General features: G+C 72.9%; 12 protein-coding genes and 2 tRNA genes. 9 read left to right on the top strand and 5 right to left on the bottom strand.

The window, feature by feature from the left end; genetic code table 11:
* The first annotated feature begins 219 nt into the window (after positions 1 to 219).
* Positions 220 to 2,595 carry a helix-turn-helix transcriptional regulator gene (locus tag FZ988_RS18935; RefSeq protein WP_149203168.1) on the top strand — a complete coding sequence of 792 codons (2,376 nt, stop codon included), beginning with the start codon at positions 220 to 222 and terminating at the stop codon, positions 2,593 to 2,595.
* 42 nt (positions 2,596 to 2,637) lie between these two features.
* On the opposite strand, the gene FZ988_RS06250 is transcribed toward FZ988_RS18935, so the two are convergent.
* Positions 2,638 to 4,179, bottom strand: a complete 1,542-nt coding sequence (locus FZ988_RS06250; RefSeq protein WP_188079000.1) for a molybdopterin-dependent oxidoreductase — start codon at positions 4,177 to 4,179, stop codon at positions 2,638 to 2,640.
* 394 nt (positions 4,180 to 4,573) lie between these two features.
* On the opposite strand from FZ988_RS06250, the gene FZ988_RS06245 reads away from it, so the two are divergent.
* On the top strand, positions 4,574 to 6,223 hold the full coding sequence (locus FZ988_RS06245; protein ID WP_149203167.1) for a glycosyl hydrolase family 18 protein: 1,650 nt from the start codon (positions 4,574 to 4,576) through the stop codon (positions 6,221 to 6,223).
* 160 nt (positions 6,224 to 6,383) lie between these two features.
* Here FZ988_RS06245 and FZ988_RS18460 read toward each other — a convergent pair whose 3' ends face one another.
* Positions 6,384 to 6,554 (bottom strand): hypothetical protein, encoded by a 171-nt coding sequence (locus tag FZ988_RS18460; RefSeq protein ID WP_188078999.1) that lies wholly within the window; start codon positions 6,552 to 6,554, stop codon positions 6,384 to 6,386.
* A 214-nt stretch (positions 6,555 to 6,768) separates the two neighbouring features.
* On the opposite strand from FZ988_RS18460, the gene FZ988_RS06240 reads away from it, so the two are divergent.
* Entirely contained in the window at positions 6,769 to 8,241 is a 1,473-nt protein-coding gene (locus tag FZ988_RS06240) for a glutamate synthase subunit beta (protein ID WP_149203166.1), read from the top strand.
* Between the two features lie 88 nt (positions 8,242 to 8,329).
* On the opposite strand, the gene FZ988_RS06235 is transcribed toward FZ988_RS06240, so the two are convergent.
* Entirely contained in the window at positions 8,330 to 9,373 is a 1,044-nt protein-coding gene (locus FZ988_RS06235) for a LacI family DNA-binding transcriptional regulator (RefSeq protein ID WP_149203165.1), read from the bottom strand.
* Positions 9,374 to 9,761: 388 nt separating this feature from the next.
* Here FZ988_RS06235 and FZ988_RS06230 point away from each other — a divergent pair, with 388 nt between their 5' ends.
* From FZ988_RS06230 to FZ988_RS06210, 5 genes are all read left to right on the top strand, one after another.
* The gene (locus FZ988_RS06230) at positions 9,762 to 15,923 is read left to right on the top strand and encodes a GH92 family glycosyl hydrolase (protein ID WP_149203164.1); all 6,162 of its coding nucleotides are present in this window, start codon (positions 9,762 to 9,764) and stop codon (positions 15,921 to 15,923) included.
* A gap of 153 nt (positions 15,924 to 16,076) precedes the next feature.
* The gene (locus FZ988_RS06225; protein ID WP_149203163.1) at positions 16,077 to 17,348 is read left to right on the top strand and encodes a threonine/serine exporter family protein; all 1,272 of its coding nucleotides are present in this window, start codon (positions 16,077 to 16,079) and stop codon (positions 17,346 to 17,348) included.
* Positions 17,349 to 17,440: 92 nt separating this feature from the next.
* Positions 17,441 to 17,529, top strand: a tRNA-Ser gene (locus tag FZ988_RS06220).
* A 111-nt stretch (positions 17,530 to 17,640) separates the two neighbouring features.
* Positions 17,641 to 18,201, top strand: coding sequence for a DUF4304 domain-containing protein (locus FZ988_RS06215; RefSeq protein ID WP_149203162.1), 561 nt, complete (start codon positions 17,641 to 17,643; stop codon positions 18,199 to 18,201).
* A gap of 86 nt (positions 18,202 to 18,287) precedes the next feature.
* Positions 18,288 to 18,360: transfer RNA gene (locus FZ988_RS06210), tRNA-Arg, on the top strand.
* A 265-nt stretch (positions 18,361 to 18,625) separates the two neighbouring features.
* Here FZ988_RS06210 and FZ988_RS06205 read toward each other — a convergent pair.
* Entirely contained in the window at positions 18,626 to 18,904 is a 279-nt protein-coding gene (locus FZ988_RS06205; RefSeq protein ID WP_246169274.1) for a helix-turn-helix transcriptional regulator, read from the bottom strand.
* Positions 18,905 to 18,945: 41 nt separating this feature from the next.
* Between FZ988_RS06205 and FZ988_RS06200 the strand changes: the two genes are divergently transcribed.
* Positions 18,946 to 19,365 carry a hypothetical protein gene (locus tag FZ988_RS06200; RefSeq protein WP_149203160.1) on the top strand — a complete coding sequence of 140 codons (420 nt, stop codon included), beginning with the start codon at positions 18,946 to 18,948 and terminating at the stop codon, positions 19,363 to 19,365.
* A 53-nt stretch (positions 19,366 to 19,418) separates the two neighbouring features.
* Here the strand turns inward: FZ988_RS06200 and FZ988_RS06195 are convergent, their stop codons facing one another.
* Positions 19,419 to 19,715: a growth/differentiation factor gene (locus FZ988_RS06195; protein ID WP_149203159.1), complete on the bottom strand. Its 297-nt coding sequence runs from the start codon at positions 19,713 to 19,715 to the stop codon at positions 19,419 to 19,421.

Genomic DNA, 19,715 nt, shown 5'->3' with positions numbered 1-19,715 from the left:
CGACCTCGACCACCGCACCCTAGCGGCCATGGTCGCCGCAACGGGCTCGTTCCGACCAGCGCTCGTCAGTGCCCCAGGGCAGTCGTCTGATCATTGACTCGTGTCACTGGGTCCCTTCACCGGACCTTCCGGCCTCGCTACTGTCGACCGTGCAAGGGTGGGGCGCGGTCGCCCGCCCGCCGGTACGGCACGGCCGACGAGGGGGTCTGGGCTGTGGTCATGCACGACGGTGCAGGCGCGAGCCTGGACGCCCTCGGGGCGCTGTCGCTCCTCGCGGACCACCAGCTCCCACCTCTTGCCCCGCACGTCGCCGAGCTCCTCGTCACCTCGCTCGGCGGCGACCCCGCCGCCGTCACGGAGACCGCCCGGCTCCTGAGCGAGGAGCAGCTGGCCGGGCTGGCGTTGCTGCCGGACCCGTTGCCGGCCGTCCCCGCCCTTCGCCGACGCGTCGCGCCGGTCCTCGCCTCGATGCCCGACGACGCGCGCCGTGTTCTCCTCGTGGCGGCGGTGTCCGTCGTGGACCGGACGGACGTGCTGCTGCGCGGGGCGGCGACGACCCTCGACGAGCTCCTGGCGGGTCCCGCCGTCGACCACCTCGACCTTGTCGCGGGGCACGCCCGCATCCGTGACCCCCGGATCCGTTCGGTCGTGCACGACGACGCCAGCGTCGCCGAGCGCACCGCGGCCCACCGCAGCCTCGCGGCGGTCCACGCGCACGACGGGAACGGCGACGTCGCCACGTGGCACCGCGCCCTCGCCTGCCTCGCGGGAGCGCCCGACGTCGCGCCTCCGCTCGTCGCACTCGCCGAGCGGATGCTGGCCAGAGGCGACGCCGTGTGGGCGCAGCGTGTGGCGCACGAGGCCATGAGCCACGCCGAGGGCGACGACCGGGCGCGCGCGGTCGCCGTGGCGGGCCGGGCCGCCCTGCACGCGGGCCACGTGTCGGACGCCGCGGACCTGCTCCGTGAGGCGCTGCGCACGTGCGAGCCCGGCGAGGCGGACGGCCTGCGCGTCGCCCTGCTGGTGGCCATGAGCCACCTGACCGGCCAGGTGGCGCAGGAGATCGTCGACCGGGACGGGTCGCCCTGGTCTCGCCTCGTCGTCCGGGTGCTGCACGCGGCGCGCGGCGAGGTGGACCGGGCGGGTGAGGGCATGGCACCAGGCACGCCCGACGGCCGAGCGGTGGGCAGCGAGGCGCTCAGCGAGGCGGGCCACGCGGATCACGACCTCGTGGCACCGGGGACGCGGGCCCTTGCCAATGCCACGGTCGCGGTCCTCGAGGGACGCCTGCCGGCGATCCTGCCGGCGACCCCGGACGACGGCGACCCGGTGCACGGCGCCATGGTCGGGGTGCTTCGGGCCGTCGCGCTCGCGGCCGACGGCCACCTCGACGCGGCCCGCTGCGCCGTCGTCTCCGTCCTCGCCGAGCTCGCACCGCTCCCCGGCGACCGGGCATGGGCGCCGCACGAGTGCGCGCCGGACGCCCAAGGAGACCGCGAGCGCGCGATGACGCCTCTCGTCGAGGCGCACGTCCGCCTGGTCGAGGCGTTCGTCGAGATGTGGGCCGGGAACCTCGACGGCGCGCTCGGGGCGATCACCCGGGCGTCGCTGCGACTCCCGGTCGGTCTGTGCCTCCACGGGGCGGCAGGCGTCGTCGCCGGTCGCGCCTCGGTGCTTGCACGTGGTGAGCGCGGCGTCCTCGCCGAGGCACTCGAACGCCTCGTCCCGCTGCCCCAGAGCCCGGCCGTGCGCACCGGCATCCTGACGGACCGGGCACTCGCGCTGCTGCTCGAGGGCGAGGCGCCAGCAGCGGCAGCCCTGCTCGACCTGTGCGCGCAGCGGACGTGCCCGGGTGCCCTTCCGCTCCCGACGCTCCGCCCTGCGGAGGTCCGGCTTCTTGCCGGCTCACCGCTCCACCGCTCCGCTCGCCGTCCGGTGGCGCCGACGACGTCGCCGACGCGCGGTGCCTCGTCCGCGGGCACTCCGGCGCCGCACGTGGCACCCGTGGCCACCGCCGGCATGCAGGTCCCGTGCGCCGAGGACCTCGCTGCGGCACTCGCGCCGGGCGCCGCTGGCAGGCTCGCCGTCGCCAAGGGCAACCTCGCCGCCGTCACCGAGGAACGGGTCGCCGCCGAGCCTTCCGGCAGCCCGATCGAGCAGGGACTCACGCGGCTCGTCGTCGGGCGGGCGTTCGCGCGCGCAGGGCGCGACGAGGAGGGGATCGAGCACCTGCGCGCCGCCGAGGGCCTCCTCGACGGGGCCGGTGCCGGTGCGGTCGCACGGCTCGCCCGGCGGCTCCGGGAGCGTGCACAGCCCCATCCGGGTGCGCTGCGCGTGGCAGGAGCGCCGGTGTCGGCGCGCGCCCGACGTGCTCCGGCCGAGGCCGAGTCGACCTGGGCCGATGCGCTGACCGAGCGGGAGGCGGAGGTCGCGCTCGTCGTCGCCGACGGCACGTCGAACCGGCTCGCGGCGCGTCACCTCGGTCTCTCGGAGCGCACGGTGGAGGTCCACCTCACGAGCATCTTCCGCAAGCTCGGTGTCGCGTCCCGCACCGAGCTCGCGCTCCTGGTGCTGAGGTCAGAGCGCGTCGTCTGACAAGAGGAGACCCACATCGCCTCCGACAGCGGTCACCCGCAGTCAGATCCGGGCGTCGATGTCCTGGTACCCCGAGTCCTCGCGCGTCCCGCCCATGCCGTCGCCGACGTCGGCGTAGTCGCGGATCCACGAGACCGACCGGACCCACTTGACCATCTTGTAGCCGTGCATGGACTCGACGCGCAGGCGCAGGGGCGCCCCGTACATCTCGGGCAGGGGCGCGCCGTTCATGCCCCACGCCAGGATGGTCTCGTCCTCCATCGCGACCGCCTTGGGCAGGACCGTGTAGTAGGGCTCGACGGGCCGCCCGTCCGCCATGTGCTGCGCCGTGCCGAAGGACTCGATCATCACGAACTCGGCGCCCGCCAACGGCTCCACCTGAGCGAGGAGTGCCCGGAGGGGGATGCCGGACCACTTCGCGATGCCCGTCCACCCCTGCATGCACGTGTGCAGGGTGATCTGGTCCTGCTCGGCGAGAGCCTTGAGCTCCTCGACCGAGAACGTCGCGGGAGCGGCGACGAGGCCACCCACCTCCAGGCGATAGTCGGCGAACCCGCGCTCGCGCAGAGCGAGCCAGTCCGGGGACTGGTTCGCGTCCGGCGGGCGGGTGTTGACCCAGTGGAAGGGCGAGATGTCCGCCTCGGTGTAGGCGGTCCGCTGCCGGGTCGCCCGCGGGAGCAGCCGCTTGAACGGCCGCTGGAGACGGTAGAGCAGCCGCTGGGACCGGCGCAGGTCAGCGAGGGACCAGTAGGACGCGAGGATCCACAGCATGACGACGACCGTCACCCCGAGGATCACGCGGATGATCGCCTGGGCGACCAGGGCCCGGCGGAACTCCGTCTCACCCATCATCATGTGCACGAGGTTGTGCTCGGGATGCACGAGGAGGACGAGCGTCACGTGCATGAGCGTGAACCCGAGGAACGCGGCCATGCCGAGGAAGTGGATCGACCGGGCGGCCTGCCGTCCGCCGAAGAGCCGCGGGTACCAGGGGAACCGGCCCGCGATCGCGGGTGACATGGCCGCGCCCGTGGCGATCATGAGCGGCGCGAGGATGAAGATCACGGCGAAGTAGCCGAGCTTCTGCAGCCCGTCGTATGGGTTGAAGTGCTCGAGGGAGGGCACGGCGAACGTCGCGTAGATCTTCGCCGACTCCCACGCCTGCCCGAAGACATCCCACGACGTCGGCACGATGCGCCGCCACTGGCCGGTGGCGAAGAGCAGCACGACGTAGACCAGGCCGTTGAGGATCCACAGGCCAGTGACGAGCCCGTGCCACGCCCGCCCGATGCCGATCTTCCCGCGACCCGGCAGGGAGACCATCGGGTGCAGGCTGCGTTGGTCGTCGCGAGCCGTGAAGGCCCCGATCTCGCTGGGCACCTCGTCCCTGGTGAACTTGAGCCACTCCGTGCCCGGGCCGCAGTCGTTACGCCAGTACAGGCGCGGGTGCGACGCGAGCACCTCCCACCCTGACCGGATCAGCAGGCCGAGGAACAGGAAGTTCACGAAGTGGGTGACCTGGAGCCACCACGGAAACCCCAGCACCACGGCGCCCTGACCGGCGTCGTTCACCACACCGAGCACGACATGCTCCCCTGTCTCGTCCACCGAGTTTTACCCGGTCGTCGCCGGGGATCACGACCATCCTGGACCACGACACGGGCACGGGCGGGGATCTTGCGAGCCGCGGTGGCGCCATGTCGACGCTCCTCACCCTTCGGCGGCCGAGGTCGCGCGCCGGGTATGGGGCACGGCGGGAGGACCAGCGGACCTAGGAGGTTCCCCGTAGGTCGATGCCGTGCCGCCGCACGCGAGGCGCCCTCCGGGGCCGGCGCTACGAGGGATCCCTCAGGTACAGGGGCACCCCGCGCTCCCTATCGTGACGCGCGTCGCGCGGTGACGGTGCCGGTCCGCCCCAGGGGGCGAGGCGTGGGTGCGAGCCGCACGGCGTTCCGTCCGACGAGGAGGAGAAACCCAGATGAAGCGATTGCGTGCGGCCGTCGCGGCCGCAGCGCTCGGAGCGTTGATGGTCGTCTCGGCCACCAGCGCCACCGGCGCCCCAGCCCCGGCAGGGCCACCCGTCGCCGCCGCCGTCACGTGCTCGGCGCCCGCGTGGTCCGCGGGCGCGGTGTACACGGGCGGCACCCAGGTGACCCACGGTGACCACCTGTGGAACGCGCGGTGGTGGACCCAGGGCGAGGAGCCGAGCACGGGCGGCTCGGGCGTCTGGGCCGACCTCGGCTCGTGCTCGACCAGTCCCGACCCGGACCCGCAGCCGGGCGAGTGCACCGCGGTCGCGTGGGCGGCGTCGGCCGTCTACACCGGTGGGGCCCGCGTCTCCTACCAGGGGCGCGAGTGGCAGGCGCGCTGGTGGACGCAGGGCGAGGCGCCCAGCGCGGGCGGCTCGGGCGTGTGGGCCGACGTCGGTGCGTGCGCCGTCGACCCGGACCCCGACCCGGACCCGGATCCGGACCCCGACCCTGACCCGGATCCCGACCCGGACCCGTCGGAGCCCGGTGAGTACGTGATCGGCTACTTCGCCCAGTGGGGCACCTACGCCCGCAACTACCAGGTCAAGGACATCGAGACCTCGGGCTCGGCAGACGAGCTGACGCACATCATGTACGCGTTCGGCGACGTCCGGAACGGCCAGTGCGCCATCGGCGACTCGTACGCGGACTACGACAAGGCGTTCACCGCGGCACAGAGCGTCGACGGCGTCGCCGACACGTGGGACCAGCCGCTGCGCGGCAACTTCAACCAGCTGCGCGAGCTCAAGGCGCTGCACCCCGACCTCAAGGTGATCTGGTCGTTCGGCGGCTGGACCTGGTCGGGTGGCTTCACGCAGGCCGCGCAGAACCCGGCGGCCTTCGCCAAGTCGTGCCACGACCTGGTCGAGGACCCGCGCTGGGCCGACGTCTTCGACGGCATCGACATCGACTGGGAGTACCCGAACGCGTGCGGCCTGTCGTGCGACGCGAGCGGTCGCGAGGCGTTCCCGAACCTGATGAGCGCGCTGCGCAGCGAGTTCGGCCAGGACGCGCTCGTCACGGCGGCCATCACGGCCGACGGCACCAGCGGCGGCAAGATCGAGGCGGCCAACTACGCCGGTGCGGCGCAGTACGTCGACTTCTACATGCCGATGACGTACGACTTCTTCGGTGCCTTTGCGCCCAACGGCCCGACGGCGCCCCACTCGGCGCTGACGTCCTACCCGGGCATCCCGACGCAGGGCTTCGACTCGTCGACGGCGATCGCGAAGCTCCGCAGCCTGGGCGTCCCGTCGAGCAAGCTGCTCCTCGGCATCGGCTTCTATGGCCGCGGCTGGAACGGTGTCACGCAGGCGGCGCCGGGCGGCACGGCGTCGGGACCGGCACCGGGCACGTACGAGCAGGGCATCGAGGACTACGAGGTCCTCAAGGCCCGCTGCCCGGCGACCGGCACGGTCGGCGGCACGGCCTACGCCTACTGCGGTGGGCAGTGGTGGAGCTACGACACCCCGCAGACGATCGCGGGCAAGATGTCCTACGCCCAGGACCAGGGGCTGGCCGGCGCGTTCTTCTGGGAGCTGTCCGGTGACACCCCCGACGGCGAGCTGATCCGCGCGATCGGGCGCGGCCTGGAGTGACGGGCGCCGAGTGAGGCGCAGCACTGCCCGAGGGGGTCGGACGGCGACGTCCGGCCCCCTCGGCCTGCCCGGCCCCCTCGGCCTGCCCGGCCCCCTTGGCCTGCCCGGCCCACGCACCGCCCGGCCCGCGCACCGCACGGCCAGTGCGCGCGTCCGCCCCTCAGTCCTCCTGGTCCCACGGCTCGAGCAGCCCGACCGCGACGGTCGTCCCCGTGACGCCGTCCGTGCCGGCGACGGCCCCCAGGCGTGCCGTCCCCCGGCGCACCCGGAGCACGCGCCAGACGCCGGGGTGTCCGCGCACGGTGACCAGGTCCCCCTCGTGGATCGCCACGCCACCGCCTCCAGCCTGTCCACGAAGGGACGTTCGGGCCACGGGCACCCCTCGGCGCCACGTACGCTCCGACGGTACGTGTGCGTGCCCGGCGCTGACCCCGGCGCGGTCCGCCACGGCGTCGTCCGTGCCCTGCCCGCCGCGAACCGGTGCCGGCCGGGGTGGACCCCGTTCCGACGCGCCCGCTGCCGGGCCCGCCCCTGGAGGTGCCCCCGTGGCCGACCCGCGAGGATTCCTGAAGACGCGCGAGCGCGAGCTCCCGAGCAACCGTCCCGTGCCGGTGCGCATCCTGGACTGGCGTGAGGTGCACGAGCACCGCGCCGGCAACCCCGAGGACCTCGCGGTCCTGGGCCGTCAGGCCAGCCGTTGCATGGACTGCGGCATCCCCTTCTGCCACCAGGGCTGCCCGCTCGGCAACCTGGTGCCGGACTGGAACACGCTCGTCTGGCGCGAGCAGTGGGCCGAGGCGTCGGACCGGCTCCACGCGACGAACAACTTCCCCGAGTTCACGGGCCGGCTGTGCCCGGCGCCCTGCGAGACGTCGTGCGTGCTGGGCATCAACCAGCCGCCGATCACGATCAAGAACATCGAGGTGTCGATCGTCGAGGAGGCGTTCGACCGCGGCCTCGTCGTCCCGCAGGTGCCCGAGTGGCTCACGGGCAAGACGGTCGCCGTCGTCGGCTCCGGGCCTGCGGGCCTCGCGGCGGCGCAGCAGCTCACGCGCGCGGGGCACACGGTCGCGGTGTACGAGCGTGCCGACCGGGTGGGCGGCCTGCTGCGGTACGGGATCCCCGAGTTCAAGATGGAGAAGCAGTTCATCGACCGTCGGCTGGAGCAGATGGAGGCCGAGGGCACCCGGTTCCGCGCGGGCGTCGACGTGGGCCGCGACGTGACGGGCCAGGAGCTGCGCGAGCGCTACGACGCGATCCTGCTGGCCGTGGGCTCGACGACGCCGCGCGACCTCCCCGTGCCCGGGCGTGAGCTCACCGGGATCCTGCAGGCCATGGAGTACCTGCCGCCCGCGAACCGGGTCGCGGTGGGCGACACCGTCGAGGGCCAGGTGCTCGCGACGGGCAAGGACGTCGTCGTCATCGGCGGCGGTGACACGGGCGCGGACTGCGTGGGCACGGCCGTGCGCCAGGGTGCCCGCTCGATCACGCAGCTCGAGATCCTCCCGCGTCCCCCGCAGGAGCGCCCGGACGACCAGCCGTGGCCGACGTACCCGATCCTGTACCGCGTCGCGAGCGCCCACGAGGAGGGCGGCGAGCGCGTCTACGCGGTCAGCACCCAGGAGCTCAAGGGCGACGACGACGGCGCCGTCCGGGCGCTCAGCCTCGTCGACATCGAGCTCGTCGACGGCCGCCCGACGCCGATCCCGGGGACCGAGCGGGAGCTGCCCGCCCAGCTCGTGCTGCTCGCGATGGGCTTCACGGGCCCGGAGCAGGGGCAGCTCCTCGACCAGCTCGGGGTGTCGCTCACGGGTCGCGGCACGGTGGTGCGCGACGAGGAGTTCGCCACGGGCGTGCCGGGCGTCTTCGTCGCCGGCGACGCGGGCCGCGGGCAGTCGCTCATCGTCTGGGCCATCGCCGAGGGGCGCGCGGCCGCGGCGGCCGTCGACGCGTACCTCACCGGTGGCAGCGAGCTCCCGGTGCCGGTGACCGCGACATCGGTGGCGCTGCGCGCGTAGGAGCGTCCAAGCCCCGCGGTCGCAGGCCGGACCGGCGTGCGGAGGCAGTCCGACGCCGTCCGGCGCCGGTCGCGGCGCCGCCCGGCGATCAGTCGCGCGGTGGCGGGCGTTCGCCCGAGCCCCGGGTCACGAGCGTCGTCGGCAGGGTGACCGTCTGGACGGGCAGGTCCCGGTCGGCGAGCCGGTCGAGGGCGAGGCGTCCCGCGCGTCGGCCCATCTCCTGGGGGTCGTTCGCGATGACGGTGACGCCGAGCGCGCGCGCGCCCTCGAAGTCGTCGAACCCGACGACGGCCGGCGCCCCGCCGTCCACCGACCGGCCGACGAGCTCCTCGATGACCCCGAGCGCGGCCCGGTTGTTGCCCGCGAAGAACGCGGTCGGCGGGTCGTCACCGTCGAGCAGCTCGGCGGTCGCGGCGCGCGCGGACGGCACGTCGTGGGCGCCGGCGCGCACCCAGCGTCGCCAGCCCTCGATCCCTGCGGCGTCCATGGCGCCCGCCATCCCGGCGAGCCGCTCCTGGTAGGTGGGCAGCCACGTGTAGTCGCCGATGAAGGCGATCCGCCGGTGCCCGCCGGCGAGCAGGTGCCGGGCCGCGGTCTCGCCGCCGCCCGCGTTGTCGAACACGACGGAGTCGGCCTCGATCTGCTGGGCGGCGCGGTCGACGAAGACCACGGGGATGCCGTGCTCCTGGAGCGCGGCGTAGCTGCTGTGGTCCGGCATGGCGGAGGCGACGACGACGGCCTTGGTCTGCCAGTCGGCGAGGCTCTGCGCGACGGAGCGCTCGAGCTCGGGCGACTCGCGTGAGTTGGCGACCGTCAGGTGCAGCCCCTCGGTGCGGATCTCGTCCTCGAGGCCCTGCGCGAGGGCGCTGTAGAACGGGTTGGTCAGGTCGCCCGTGATGAGCCCGAAGGAGTCGGAGTGGTGCCCGCGGGCGAGGAGGCTCGCCGCGGTGTTGCGCCGGTAGCCGAGCTCGCGTGCGGCCGCGAGGACCTGGTCGCGCGTCGCTGGGCGGATGTGCGGCTCACCGCCGAGCGCGCGCGACGCCGTCTTGAGGCTCACCCCGGCGAGCTGCGCGACCTGCACGAGCGTGGTCCTGCGAGGAGCGGGTGCGGGGCCGTCCGCGCGCGGGTTCATGGACCGATTGTGGCCGATGGCGGGGCCGTCCGGGCCTTGGGGCGTATGCCCTTTACGCCCCGTCAGGACCTGCTAGAGTCACGCGATGACAACGCTGTCATGCGGCATCCGTGCCGTTATGGGTCTCGACGAGGAGATGACCACGTGAGTCTGCGAGGACGCGGACGGCAGTACCCCCGAGCGGGCCACCGCACGCCCCCGCACCCCCACGGCTGAGCCCGCCCGCTGAGCCCGACCCGCTGAGCCCCACCTGCTGAACCCGACCCGCTGAGCCCCGCCCCGCTGGGCGCACCGGACCGCTCGACCCCCTGCACCGCAGCACGACCAGGCCCGTCAGCGTCGGCGCCTGCGCACCACGCCCCCGGCAGCACCCCACGAGAGGACCCCGATGTCAGCTCTGTCCCAGCCACCGCGGCGCGCACGTCATGCGCGTCGCGGGGCGACCGCGGCCCTCGCGGCCGCCGCGACCGTCGCCACGATGCTCACCGCGACGCCGGCCTCGGCCGCGCCCGTCGCCTCGTTCACGTCCTCGTTCGAGAGCGGCCAGGACCAGCCCGCGGCCAGCACCTCGTTCACCGCCCCGGTCAACGTGGTCGGCAAGCGGTACACCCCGGGGAGCCTGCTGCCGCAGCTCACCGGCGTCACGGCGTCGGGCCAGAACGCGCCCGGTGAGGTCGTCACGTTCCTCACCGACGGCAACAAGTCCACCAAGTGGCTCGTGTTCGCGACGACAGGCTGGGCGCAGTACTCGCTCGACGCACCCGTCGCCGTGCAGACGTACACGCTGACGTCCGCGAACGACGACCCGTCGCGGGACCCCAAGAACTTCACGCTCGAGGGCTCCGACGACGGCCTGACCTGGACCGTGCTGGACACCCGGACGGACCAGGCGTGGAAGGCCGGCACCGTCGAGAACCGTGGCGTCACCAAGACGTACACCGTGCCCGGCACGCCCGCCGCGTACGCCCACTACCGGCTCAACATCAGCGCCAACAACGGCAGCGGCAACATCATCCAGCTCGCCGACTGGGAGCTCCTCGGGGAGTCGGACGGGCAGGTCCCGCTGGCGCCGATCGTGACTGCCGTCGGCAACGGCCCCATCAGCTCGCCCACCGCGAAGACCGGCATGGGCTTCACAGGGAGCAAGGCGCTGCAGTACGCGGGCGCGCACCTCGCGGCCGGTGAGGCGACGGCGACCAACGCGCTGTTCGACGTCGACGTGGACGTCGCGGCGGACACCCAGCTCTCCTACACGGTCTTCCCCGTCCTCGACAGCGACCTCAGCTACCCGGCGACGTACGTCGCGGTCGACCTGCTGCTCGACGACGGGAGCCTGCTGTCCGCGCACGACCCGACCGACGCCTACGGCTACGGCGCCACGGCGCGGGCGCAGGGCGAGTCGGACGTCCTCGTCCCGAACCAGTGGAACTCCGTGACGGTCGACGTCGGCGGCCTCCCGGGCCTCGCGGACCGGACCGTGGACCAGGTGCTCCTGTCCTACTCCAACCCCGACGGCAGCGGGTCCACCGCGTTCTCCGGGTGGGTCGACGACGTGCGCATCGACGCCGCGCCGGTCCGTGACACGGCCGCCGGCCTGGTGAGCCACGTCGACACGCGGCGCGGGACCAACTCCTCGACCTCCTACTCCCGGGGCAACAACATCCCCGCGACGGCCGTGCCGAACGGCTTCAACTTCTTCGTCCCCATGACCAACGGTGGGTCCGAGGGGACGCTGTACGAGTACAGCCGGCAGAACAGCAGCCAGAACCTCCCCGAGCTCGAGGGCATCGGCATCTCGCACGAGCCGAGCCCGTGGATGGGCGACCGCAACCAGCTGGCCGTGCTGCCGTCCCTCTCGGCGACCCCCACGTCCACGCTGACGGACCGTGAGCTGGCGTTCACGCACGCGAACGAGACGGCGCGGCCGGACCTGTACGAGGTCGCGTTCGAGAACGGGATCACCACCGCGGTCACGCCGACGGACCACGCGGGCGTCTACCGGTTCGAGTTCCCGACGGCCGCGACCGTCGGGTCCGTGCTCGTCGACGAGGTCGCCGGGGACTCCGGCCTGGCCGTCGACGCCGAGGGCGTCCTGACGGGCTGGGTCGACAACGGCAGCGGGCTGTCCGCGGGCCGCAGCCGCATGTTCGTCTACGGCGTGTTCGACGCCCGTCCGACGACGACCGGCGCGGCCACGGGCGACCGGGCCGCCTCGGCGCGGTTCGCCGCGTTCGACGTGTCGAGCGACAAGGACGTCGAGCTGCGCATCGCGACGTCGTTCATCTCGCTGGACCAGGCGAAGGCGAACCTCGACCTCGAGGCGACCGGCCGGACGTTCGACGACGTGCAGCAGGCCGCGCAGGACGCGTGGAACGACCGCCTGGGCGTCATCGAGGTCGAGGGTGCGACCGACGTCGAGCGCACCACGCTGTACTCGAACCTGTACCGCCTGAACCTCTACCCGAACTCGCAGTTCGAGAACACGGGCACGGCCGCGGACCCGGACTACCGGTACGCGAGCCCCGTCGCGCCCAAGACGGGTGCGGCGACCGCGACGACGACGAACGCGAAGGTCGTGGCCGGCAAGGTCTACGTCAACAACGGGTTCTGGGACACGTACCGCACCGTGTGGCCGCTCTACTCGCTGCTGTACCCGGACGTCGCGCAGGAGCTCGTCGACGGGTTCGTGCAGCAGTACCGCGACGGCGGCTGGGTCGCGCGCTGGTCCTCCCCGGGCTACGCGGACCTCATGACCGGGACCAGCTCGGACGCGTCGTTCGCCGAGGCCTACCTCGCGGGTGCGCTGAGCACCGACGTCGCGCTCGACGCGTACGACGCAGCCCTGAAGAACGCGACGGTGCTGCCCACGTCCGAGGCCGTCGGGCGCAAGGGCCTCGACACGTCGATCTTCCTCGGCTACACGCAGGAGAGCACCCACCAGAGCGCCTCGTGGGGCCTCGAGGGGTTCATCAACGACTTCGGCATCGGCGAGATGGCGGCCGCGCTCGCGGTCGACCCGGCGACGCCCGCGGACCGCGTGGCGCAGCTCGAGGAGGAGGCCAGGTACTTCCAGGCCCGGTCTAAGAACTACGTCAACATGTTCAACTCCGAGGCGCAGATCTTCACGTCCCGCAACGCGGACGGCACCTTCAACGGTGACGCGAGCTTCGACAAGACCGCGTGGGGCGGCGCGTACACGGAGGCGAGCGGCTGGACCTTCGGCTTCCACGCCCCCTACGACGTCGACGGGCTGGCCGCGCTCTACGGCGGACGCTCGGGGCTGCTCGCCGACCTCGACAAGTTCTTCGCGACGCCGGAGACGGCGAGCCACTCGGGCATCCACGAGGCGTACGAGGCTCGTGACGTCCGGCTCGGGATGCTCGGCATGAGCAACCAGGTCGCCCACCACATCCCGTACGTGTACGCGGCGGCGGGCGACGCCTCGAAGACGCAGGAGCTGGTCCGTGAGATCACCCAGCGCCTCTTCGCGGGCAGCGACATCGGCCAGGGGTACCTCGGCGACGAGGACAACGGCGAGATGTCGTCCTGGTACGTGTTCTCGGCCCTGGGCCTGTACCCGCTCGAGGTCGGCTCCGGCGACTACACGATCGGCTCGCCCGTCTTCGACAAGGCGACGGTCCACCTGCCCAGCGGCGACCTGCTCGTCACCGCCCCGGGGGCCTCGTCCGGCAAGGTGTACGTCGACGGCGTGAGCATCGACGGGACGCCCGTGACGGACACCCTCGTCGACGGCGACCTGCTGCGCGACGGCGGCACGCTCGCCTTCTCGATGAGCGACACGCCCTCGACGTGGGGCGACAAGGACCTGGGCGAGCAGCTCGACGTCCCGCAGACCCTCGTCGACGCGACCAAGGCCGGCTACGGCACGCTCACGGCGACCGACGGCACCGCCGTCGGCGCGCTGAGCGACGACAACTCGCGCTCGACGGTCCACGTGGCCGACGGCACCACCGAGCTCGTGTGGACGTCTGCGAGCGGACCCGTGGTCGTCGACCAGTACACGCTGACCAACGCCGGTGGCACCGGCACGGCGCCCGCGGCCTGGACGCTCGAGGGATCCCTCGACGGGCAGGCGTGGGCGCCGGTCGACACCCGCACGTCCGAGGCGTTCCGGTGGAGCACCCAGACGCGTCCGTTCGCGATCTCGGCCCAGCCGAAGGCGTACACCAGCTACCGGCTGAGCCTCTCGGCCGCGCAGGGGGCCGCACTCGACCTCGCGGAGGTCGAGCTCTTCGCGACGGCTGCGGCGGCGAGCGACCTGTCGCTCACCGCGGCCACGGGTCCGATCGACACCAAGGTCGACGTCGAGCTCGACACGACGCTCGCGACAGTCGTCGGGGGCGGGGCGGCCGCGACCGACTACGCCGTGACCGTCGACTTCCGGGACGGCGACGGCCCGCAGCCGGCGACGCTTGCGCCCAACGGGCTCGGCGGGTGGGCGGTCACCGCACCGCACGTCTTCACGCGGCCCGGCACGTACGACGCGCTCGTGACGGCGTCCGAGGTCGGCCAGCCGGCCGTCCGCACGGCGACGATCACCATCCGGGTGACCCGTGACGCGACCCTCGTGGGCGCGTTCGACAACACCTGCATCGGCGACCTGGGCACGACCCCGGCGAGCTGCGACGGTCAGGGGTACGGCTACGACCGGGCCAAGCTCGCGGCCACCGGGTTCGTCCAGGGCGCCACGGCCACCATCCCCGGTACGGACCTCACCTACACGCTGCCCGACGTCGCCCCCGGCGACCCGGACAACGCCACGGGTGCCGGTCAGGTGATCCGGCTCGACCTCGGCACGGGTGCCGAGCAGATCGCGTTCATCGGCACGGGCACCGAGTCGGGCAAGGACCTGACCGGCACGCTCACCTACGCCGACGGCTCCACCGGGACGGTCCCGCTGCAGTTCGGCGACTGGGTCGGTGCGTCCGGGAACCCCTCGTACGGCAACGTGGTCGTCGGCCTCTCGGCCGGCCGCCTCTCGGGAGTTGGCGCGGAGGGCAGCATCAAGAACACCGCCGTCTACGCGACGGCGCCGTTCGACCTGCCCAAGGACGGCGACGGCGTCACCAAGCAGGCCGTGAGCCTGACGCTCCCGGTCGAGGCCGGGGCGCTGCGTGACGGGCGCATGCACCTGTTCGCGATCGCGTCGGACGGCACCCGGACGGGCAGCAGCCCGCTCGCCGTCACCGCGTCCGCGGTGGGCACCCAGGTCGTGGGCACGGCGTTCGACGCCGAGCTCGCGGTCGCGACGGGCGGCATCGGGCTCGACTCCGCGACAGCCGTCGTGAGCTGGGGCGACGGGACGGTCGTCGACGAGGTCACCCTGACCTCCGGCGCTGTTCGCGGGCACCACACGTACACGGCCGTCGGCACGTACACCGTGACCGTGACCGTGGACGACGGAGCGACGTCCGCGACGACGCAGCTCCAGATCGTGGTCCAGACGCCGCCCGCGGTCTACACGCCCACCATCGCGGTCAGCGGCGACGCCGTCGCACCCGGGGCTGACGTCACGGTGACCGGGCAGGGCTTCGCGGCCGGGGAGACCGTGGTCTTCACGCTCGCGTCGACCCCGCAGGTCCAGGTCAGCGCCGTGGCGTCCGCGCAGGGTGAGGTGTCCGCCCAGGTCACCGTGCCCGCGGGTTCGGCGAGCGGGACGTACCCGCTGTCGGCGCTCGGCGCGGTGTCCGCGACCCCGGCGAGCACCACGGTGCGCGTCCAGGCCCCGGTGACCGGCCCCGCGGCGACCACGCTCACGCTCACCGCGAGCTCGGGCAGCGTCGTCGTCGGGCAGATGGTCACGCTGACCGCACGGCTCTCGCCCGCGGCAGCGACCGGCGAGGTGCGGTTCCTCGACGGTGGCCGGGTCGTCGCGACCGCGCCGGCGACGGGTGGCTCGGGGTCCTTCACAGCCTCGTTCCCCGGCGGGCCGGCCGGTGAGCACAGCTACACGGCGGAGTTCAGCCCGTCCGACCTCACGGCGCACCAGCCGTCGACGTCGGCACCGGTCGTCGTGGTGGTCCGTGCCGCGCAGGGCTCCGACCCCGTGGTCCGGGTGTCCTCGGCCAAGGTCACGGCCGGCGGGGCGCTGCACCTCACGGGCAGCGGGTTCATGCCGGGCGAGACCGTCACCGCGGTGCTCCACTCGGAGCCCGTGACCCTCGGGAGCGCCCGGGTCGACGCCTCGGGGGCGTTCGTCCTCGACGTCACCATCCCGGCCGACACCCCGGCGGGGGAGCACACGGTGGTCGTCACCGGCGACCGGTCGGGCATCTCGATGGGTGTCTCGGTGACCGTGGGTGCGGCGGCCGGCGGGCCCGCGACGGCGGGAGGCGGGTCGGGCGCAGGCCTGGCCGCGCGGCTGCCGTGGACGGGGTCGGCGGACATCGCGACCGTCCTGGTCACGATGCTCGCGCTGCTCGCAGCCGGCGGCGTGATGATCGGCGTGCGGATCCGGCGCCGACCGATCGGTCAGATGGGCGGCTCGGACGGGTCGGTCACGCTCGACGACCTCGGTCCGCAGGACTGACCGCCTCACCACCCGGCCGGGTGTCAGTCACCCGGTGAAGACCCGCAGGCCGCGGGTCGCGTCCCCCACGCGACCCGCGGCCTGCGTCGTCGTGCGCGCCGAACCGTGGAACGTCCCACGTCCCGGCGGGCCGGGCCCGCCATCATGGTTCCCATGTCGACCACGCACGAGGAGGACGCGCTCGAGCCCGTCGAGCTCATCCGCCAGTCCGGCGCGGTGCTCCGCATGGGCAAGGCGATGCTCTCGTCCGGCACCGGCAGCTACCGCGTCAAGACGGCGATGCAGCAGGTGGCGCGCGCGTTCGGCCTGGACCGGCACGAGGCGCACGTGACGCTCACGGAGATCACCGCAACGTCCCACCGCGGCGCGATCTTCCGGACCGAGGTCGCCGAGGTGCGGTCCATCGGGGTCAACGCGCACCGCCTGGGCGAGCTCACCGCCGTCGCGAACGGTCTCCAGCCTGGCGCAACGGTCGACGAGGTCAACCGCGAGCTCGACCGCATCGAGGCCCTGCCGCCGCTCTACCCGGCGCTGGCCAACGCGCTCTTCGCGGCCGTCGCGTGCGGCGCGTTCGCATTCCTCAACAACGGCGGCGTGATCGAGGTCGTGGGCGTGTTCATCGCCGCGGGCCTGGGCCAGTACGTCAGGCGCTTCTTCCTGCACCGCAAGTTCAACCAGTTCGGCGTGACGATGATCGCTGCCGCCGTCGCGTGCCTCGCCTACCTGGGTTTCGTCCTCGCGCTCGACGCGCTCGCGGGTGGTGCGGGGGCGAGCCACGAGGCCGGGTACATCTCGGCCGTCCTGTTCCTGGTGCCCGGGTTCGCGCTCGTCACGGGTGCCCTGGACCTCGCCAAGCTCGACTTCTCCGCGGGCGTCGCCCGGACCGTCTACGCGATGATCATCCTCATCTCGGCGGCGATCGCCGTGTGGGCCGTCTCCTGGGTGACGGGCCTGAGCGCGGACCCTGCGCCCGCGGCAGACATCCCGCACGCGCTGCTGGTCACCCTGCGCCTCGTGGCGAGCGCCCTCGGCGTCCTCGGGTTCGCCCTGATGTTCAACTCGCCGTTCCGCATGGCCCTGGGGGCCGCGGCGATCGGCATGGTCGCGAACGTGCTGCGCCTCGAGCTCGCGGGCCTCGGCGTCGCGATGCAGGCGGCGACGATGATCGCGACGCTCGTCGTCGGGCTCATGGCCGCGTGGGTCGCGCCGCGCCTGTCCGTGCCACGCATCACCGTGTCGGTACCCGCCGTGGTGATCATGGTCCCTGGGGCGGCTGTCTACCGGGCCGTCGTCGGGCTCAACAACGGCGACGCCGAGGTCGCAGTCACCTCGGGGATCCAGGCGATCTTCGTCGTGATCTCGATCGCGATCGGCCTAGCGGTGGCCCGGATGCTCACCGACCGCACCTGGGCGTACGAGCGCTGACGCGGGTCACGGCCTACGGCGCGCCCGGCCTTTTGCTCGTCGGTAGGCCCGCCAGGTAACCTGGCCCGCACTGCATCGCTCTGCGGTGCACTGGAGACGTCGCATAGCCAGGTCTAGTGCGCGACCCTGCTAAGGTCGTGAAGGGGTAACCCTTCCGTGGGTTCAAATCCCACCGTCTCCGCTGGTCAGAGGGTCGCAAGGCGCCTCCGAACGAGTGATCCGAACCCCGCACCGGGCACGCCCTGGGCGGGGTCTCGTGCTGCTCGGGGCCGTGCCGTGCCAGACTCCGCCCGTGAGCGCGAGTGACGTCACCACGCAACTGCTCCGGACGCGCGTCGCACCGGCCCTGCGCGAGCTGGGACTCCGCGGGTCGGGCCAGCACTTCCGGCTCGTCGACGACGGCGGGCACCACGCGCTACTGTCCGTGGTCCGCTCCCAGGCCATGGTGCCCGGCGAGTCGGTGTTCACCGTCGAGGTCGCCTTCCACGAGGGCGGGCAGGCGTGGCAGGCGGCCCGGGCGGCGGCGGCGTGGCTCCCCGAACGCCCGACCGCGAGCCGGCTCGTCGTGCCGAGCGCGTGGCACGAGCGACTGGGCTTCCTCGCAGAGCCCCCGCACGACCACTGGTTCCTGGTCCAGGGGCCCGACGACGCGGACCCGGTGGCCGACGAGCTGATCACCCTCGTGCGCGACGTCGCGCTGCCGCAGCTGACCGCGCGTGTGCGGGGAGAGGTGCCGCCCCCTGTGCCCGTCCTCCCGCGTGATCCCGGGCCTGACGGGGCCGAGCGGCCGCGCGTGGCCTGCCCCTCCGCGTACTGCACCCTCAACGTCTACGCGGCCCGCCACGGCTGGTAGCGGCCCGCTCCAGACGGCCCCGGGAGTACCGATTGGGAATCGAGGCCGTCGACCATGTATTCTCGTGCGCGGCCCAACGTGGTCACGCGCCCGTAGCTCAACGGATAGAGCATCTGACTACGGATCAGAAGGTTGGGGGTTCGAATCCCTCCGGGCGCACAGATCGAAGGCCCCTCACCAGCGGAGACGCAGGTGAGGGGCCTTCCTCATTGATGCGGCTGACTTGACCTGCACTGCGCGGCAACCGTCCGGCCCCGCGCTCTTCGCGCGGGGCTGACAGACCTGCACAGGGACCTTGCCGGGGCTGACAACGCTCGCAGTCAGTCCTCTCCGGTGAGGAAGGCCTCCGGCTCGTCGCGCCGCCCCGCCGGCCACTGGCCGCCCGTGGCGTCAAGGACGACGAGCGTGTCGCTGGGGGCGGGAGTCACTCGTCGCCGCCGATGATGGCGTCGAGTGCGGCGTCCATGGGCGTTCGGTCGCCGGCGGGCAGGGGTGTGAGGGCGACGCCGAGGCCCAGGGCGCGGGCGATGGACAGGACGCGGGAGAGCTCGGTCCCAGGGCGCTTGCCGCGCTCGACGCCGACGACCAGCTGGCGTGAGACACCGGCCGCCTCGGCCAGGTGGGCCTGGGTCCAGCCCTTGGCGGCGCGAGCGTCACGGAGGGCTGCCCCGATCTCCAGGGCGTTCTGAGCGGGGCGTGTCACGCGTGTCACGGTATTGCGACATGCTGCGATGTCGCAATGCTGTGACATCGCAGCATGTCGTGAACGGCGTGCTGTACCAAGGGACCGAGAACGCCCCCGTGCGGATCGGGACCGACACCCCGGGCCAGGTGCCGGCAGCCGAGGCGGGGTTCGTCGCTGCTGAGGGCTGGGAGGGCTACGCCGAGCAGGCAGACAAGTACGTGGTCTCGCTGTTCCCCGGGTACTCGGACAACGCCGGAAGGACTGAGGGCGGTCACGTCGTCGGCTGGACCTGGAAGGTCTTCGGGCTCAGCCGCCACGGTTCGTTCCGAGAGCTCGACAGCTCGGGCTACGAGCGGGGCGTCTACCTCCCCAGCCGGGAGGCGGCGCTCGCGGGCCCGTACTCGGTCGACGGACGGGTGCTGGACCGCGCCGAGTACATCCTGGCGCCCATCGCCGACAGGTATACGGACATCCCGTGACGCACTGACGCTGACGTCGGGCCGACGCTCACCTGTCGGCCCGACGCCCCGTGTCAGCCGTGGTTGACGCCCTTGACCCGGCGGTTGTTCGACGAGCTCATCGAAGCGTTCTCCACGCCCTTGAGGGAGCGGTTGTAGTCGTCGCGGGTCTTGAGGTTGCGGATCTCGGCCCGCGTCTCCCGCTCGTGCTTGTGGCGCTCGCCGGAGTTCCGGTATCGGGCGTACATGACGCCGTAGAAGAGGAACCCGGAGAGGAGGAACAGGAGCCCGACGTAGCCCGAGTCCCCGCTGTCGGAGCTGCTCGAGGCGAGAATCACGGGGCCCGCCGTGATCAGCATGCTCAGGTCCAT

The sequence above is a fragment of the Actinotalea subterranea genome (genome assembly GCF_008364845.1).
Classification (GTDB): domain Bacteria; phylum Actinomycetota; class Actinomycetes; order Actinomycetales; family Cellulomonadaceae; genus Actinotalea; species Actinotalea subterranea.
This window is presented reverse-complemented; position numbering and strand designations above follow the sequence as displayed.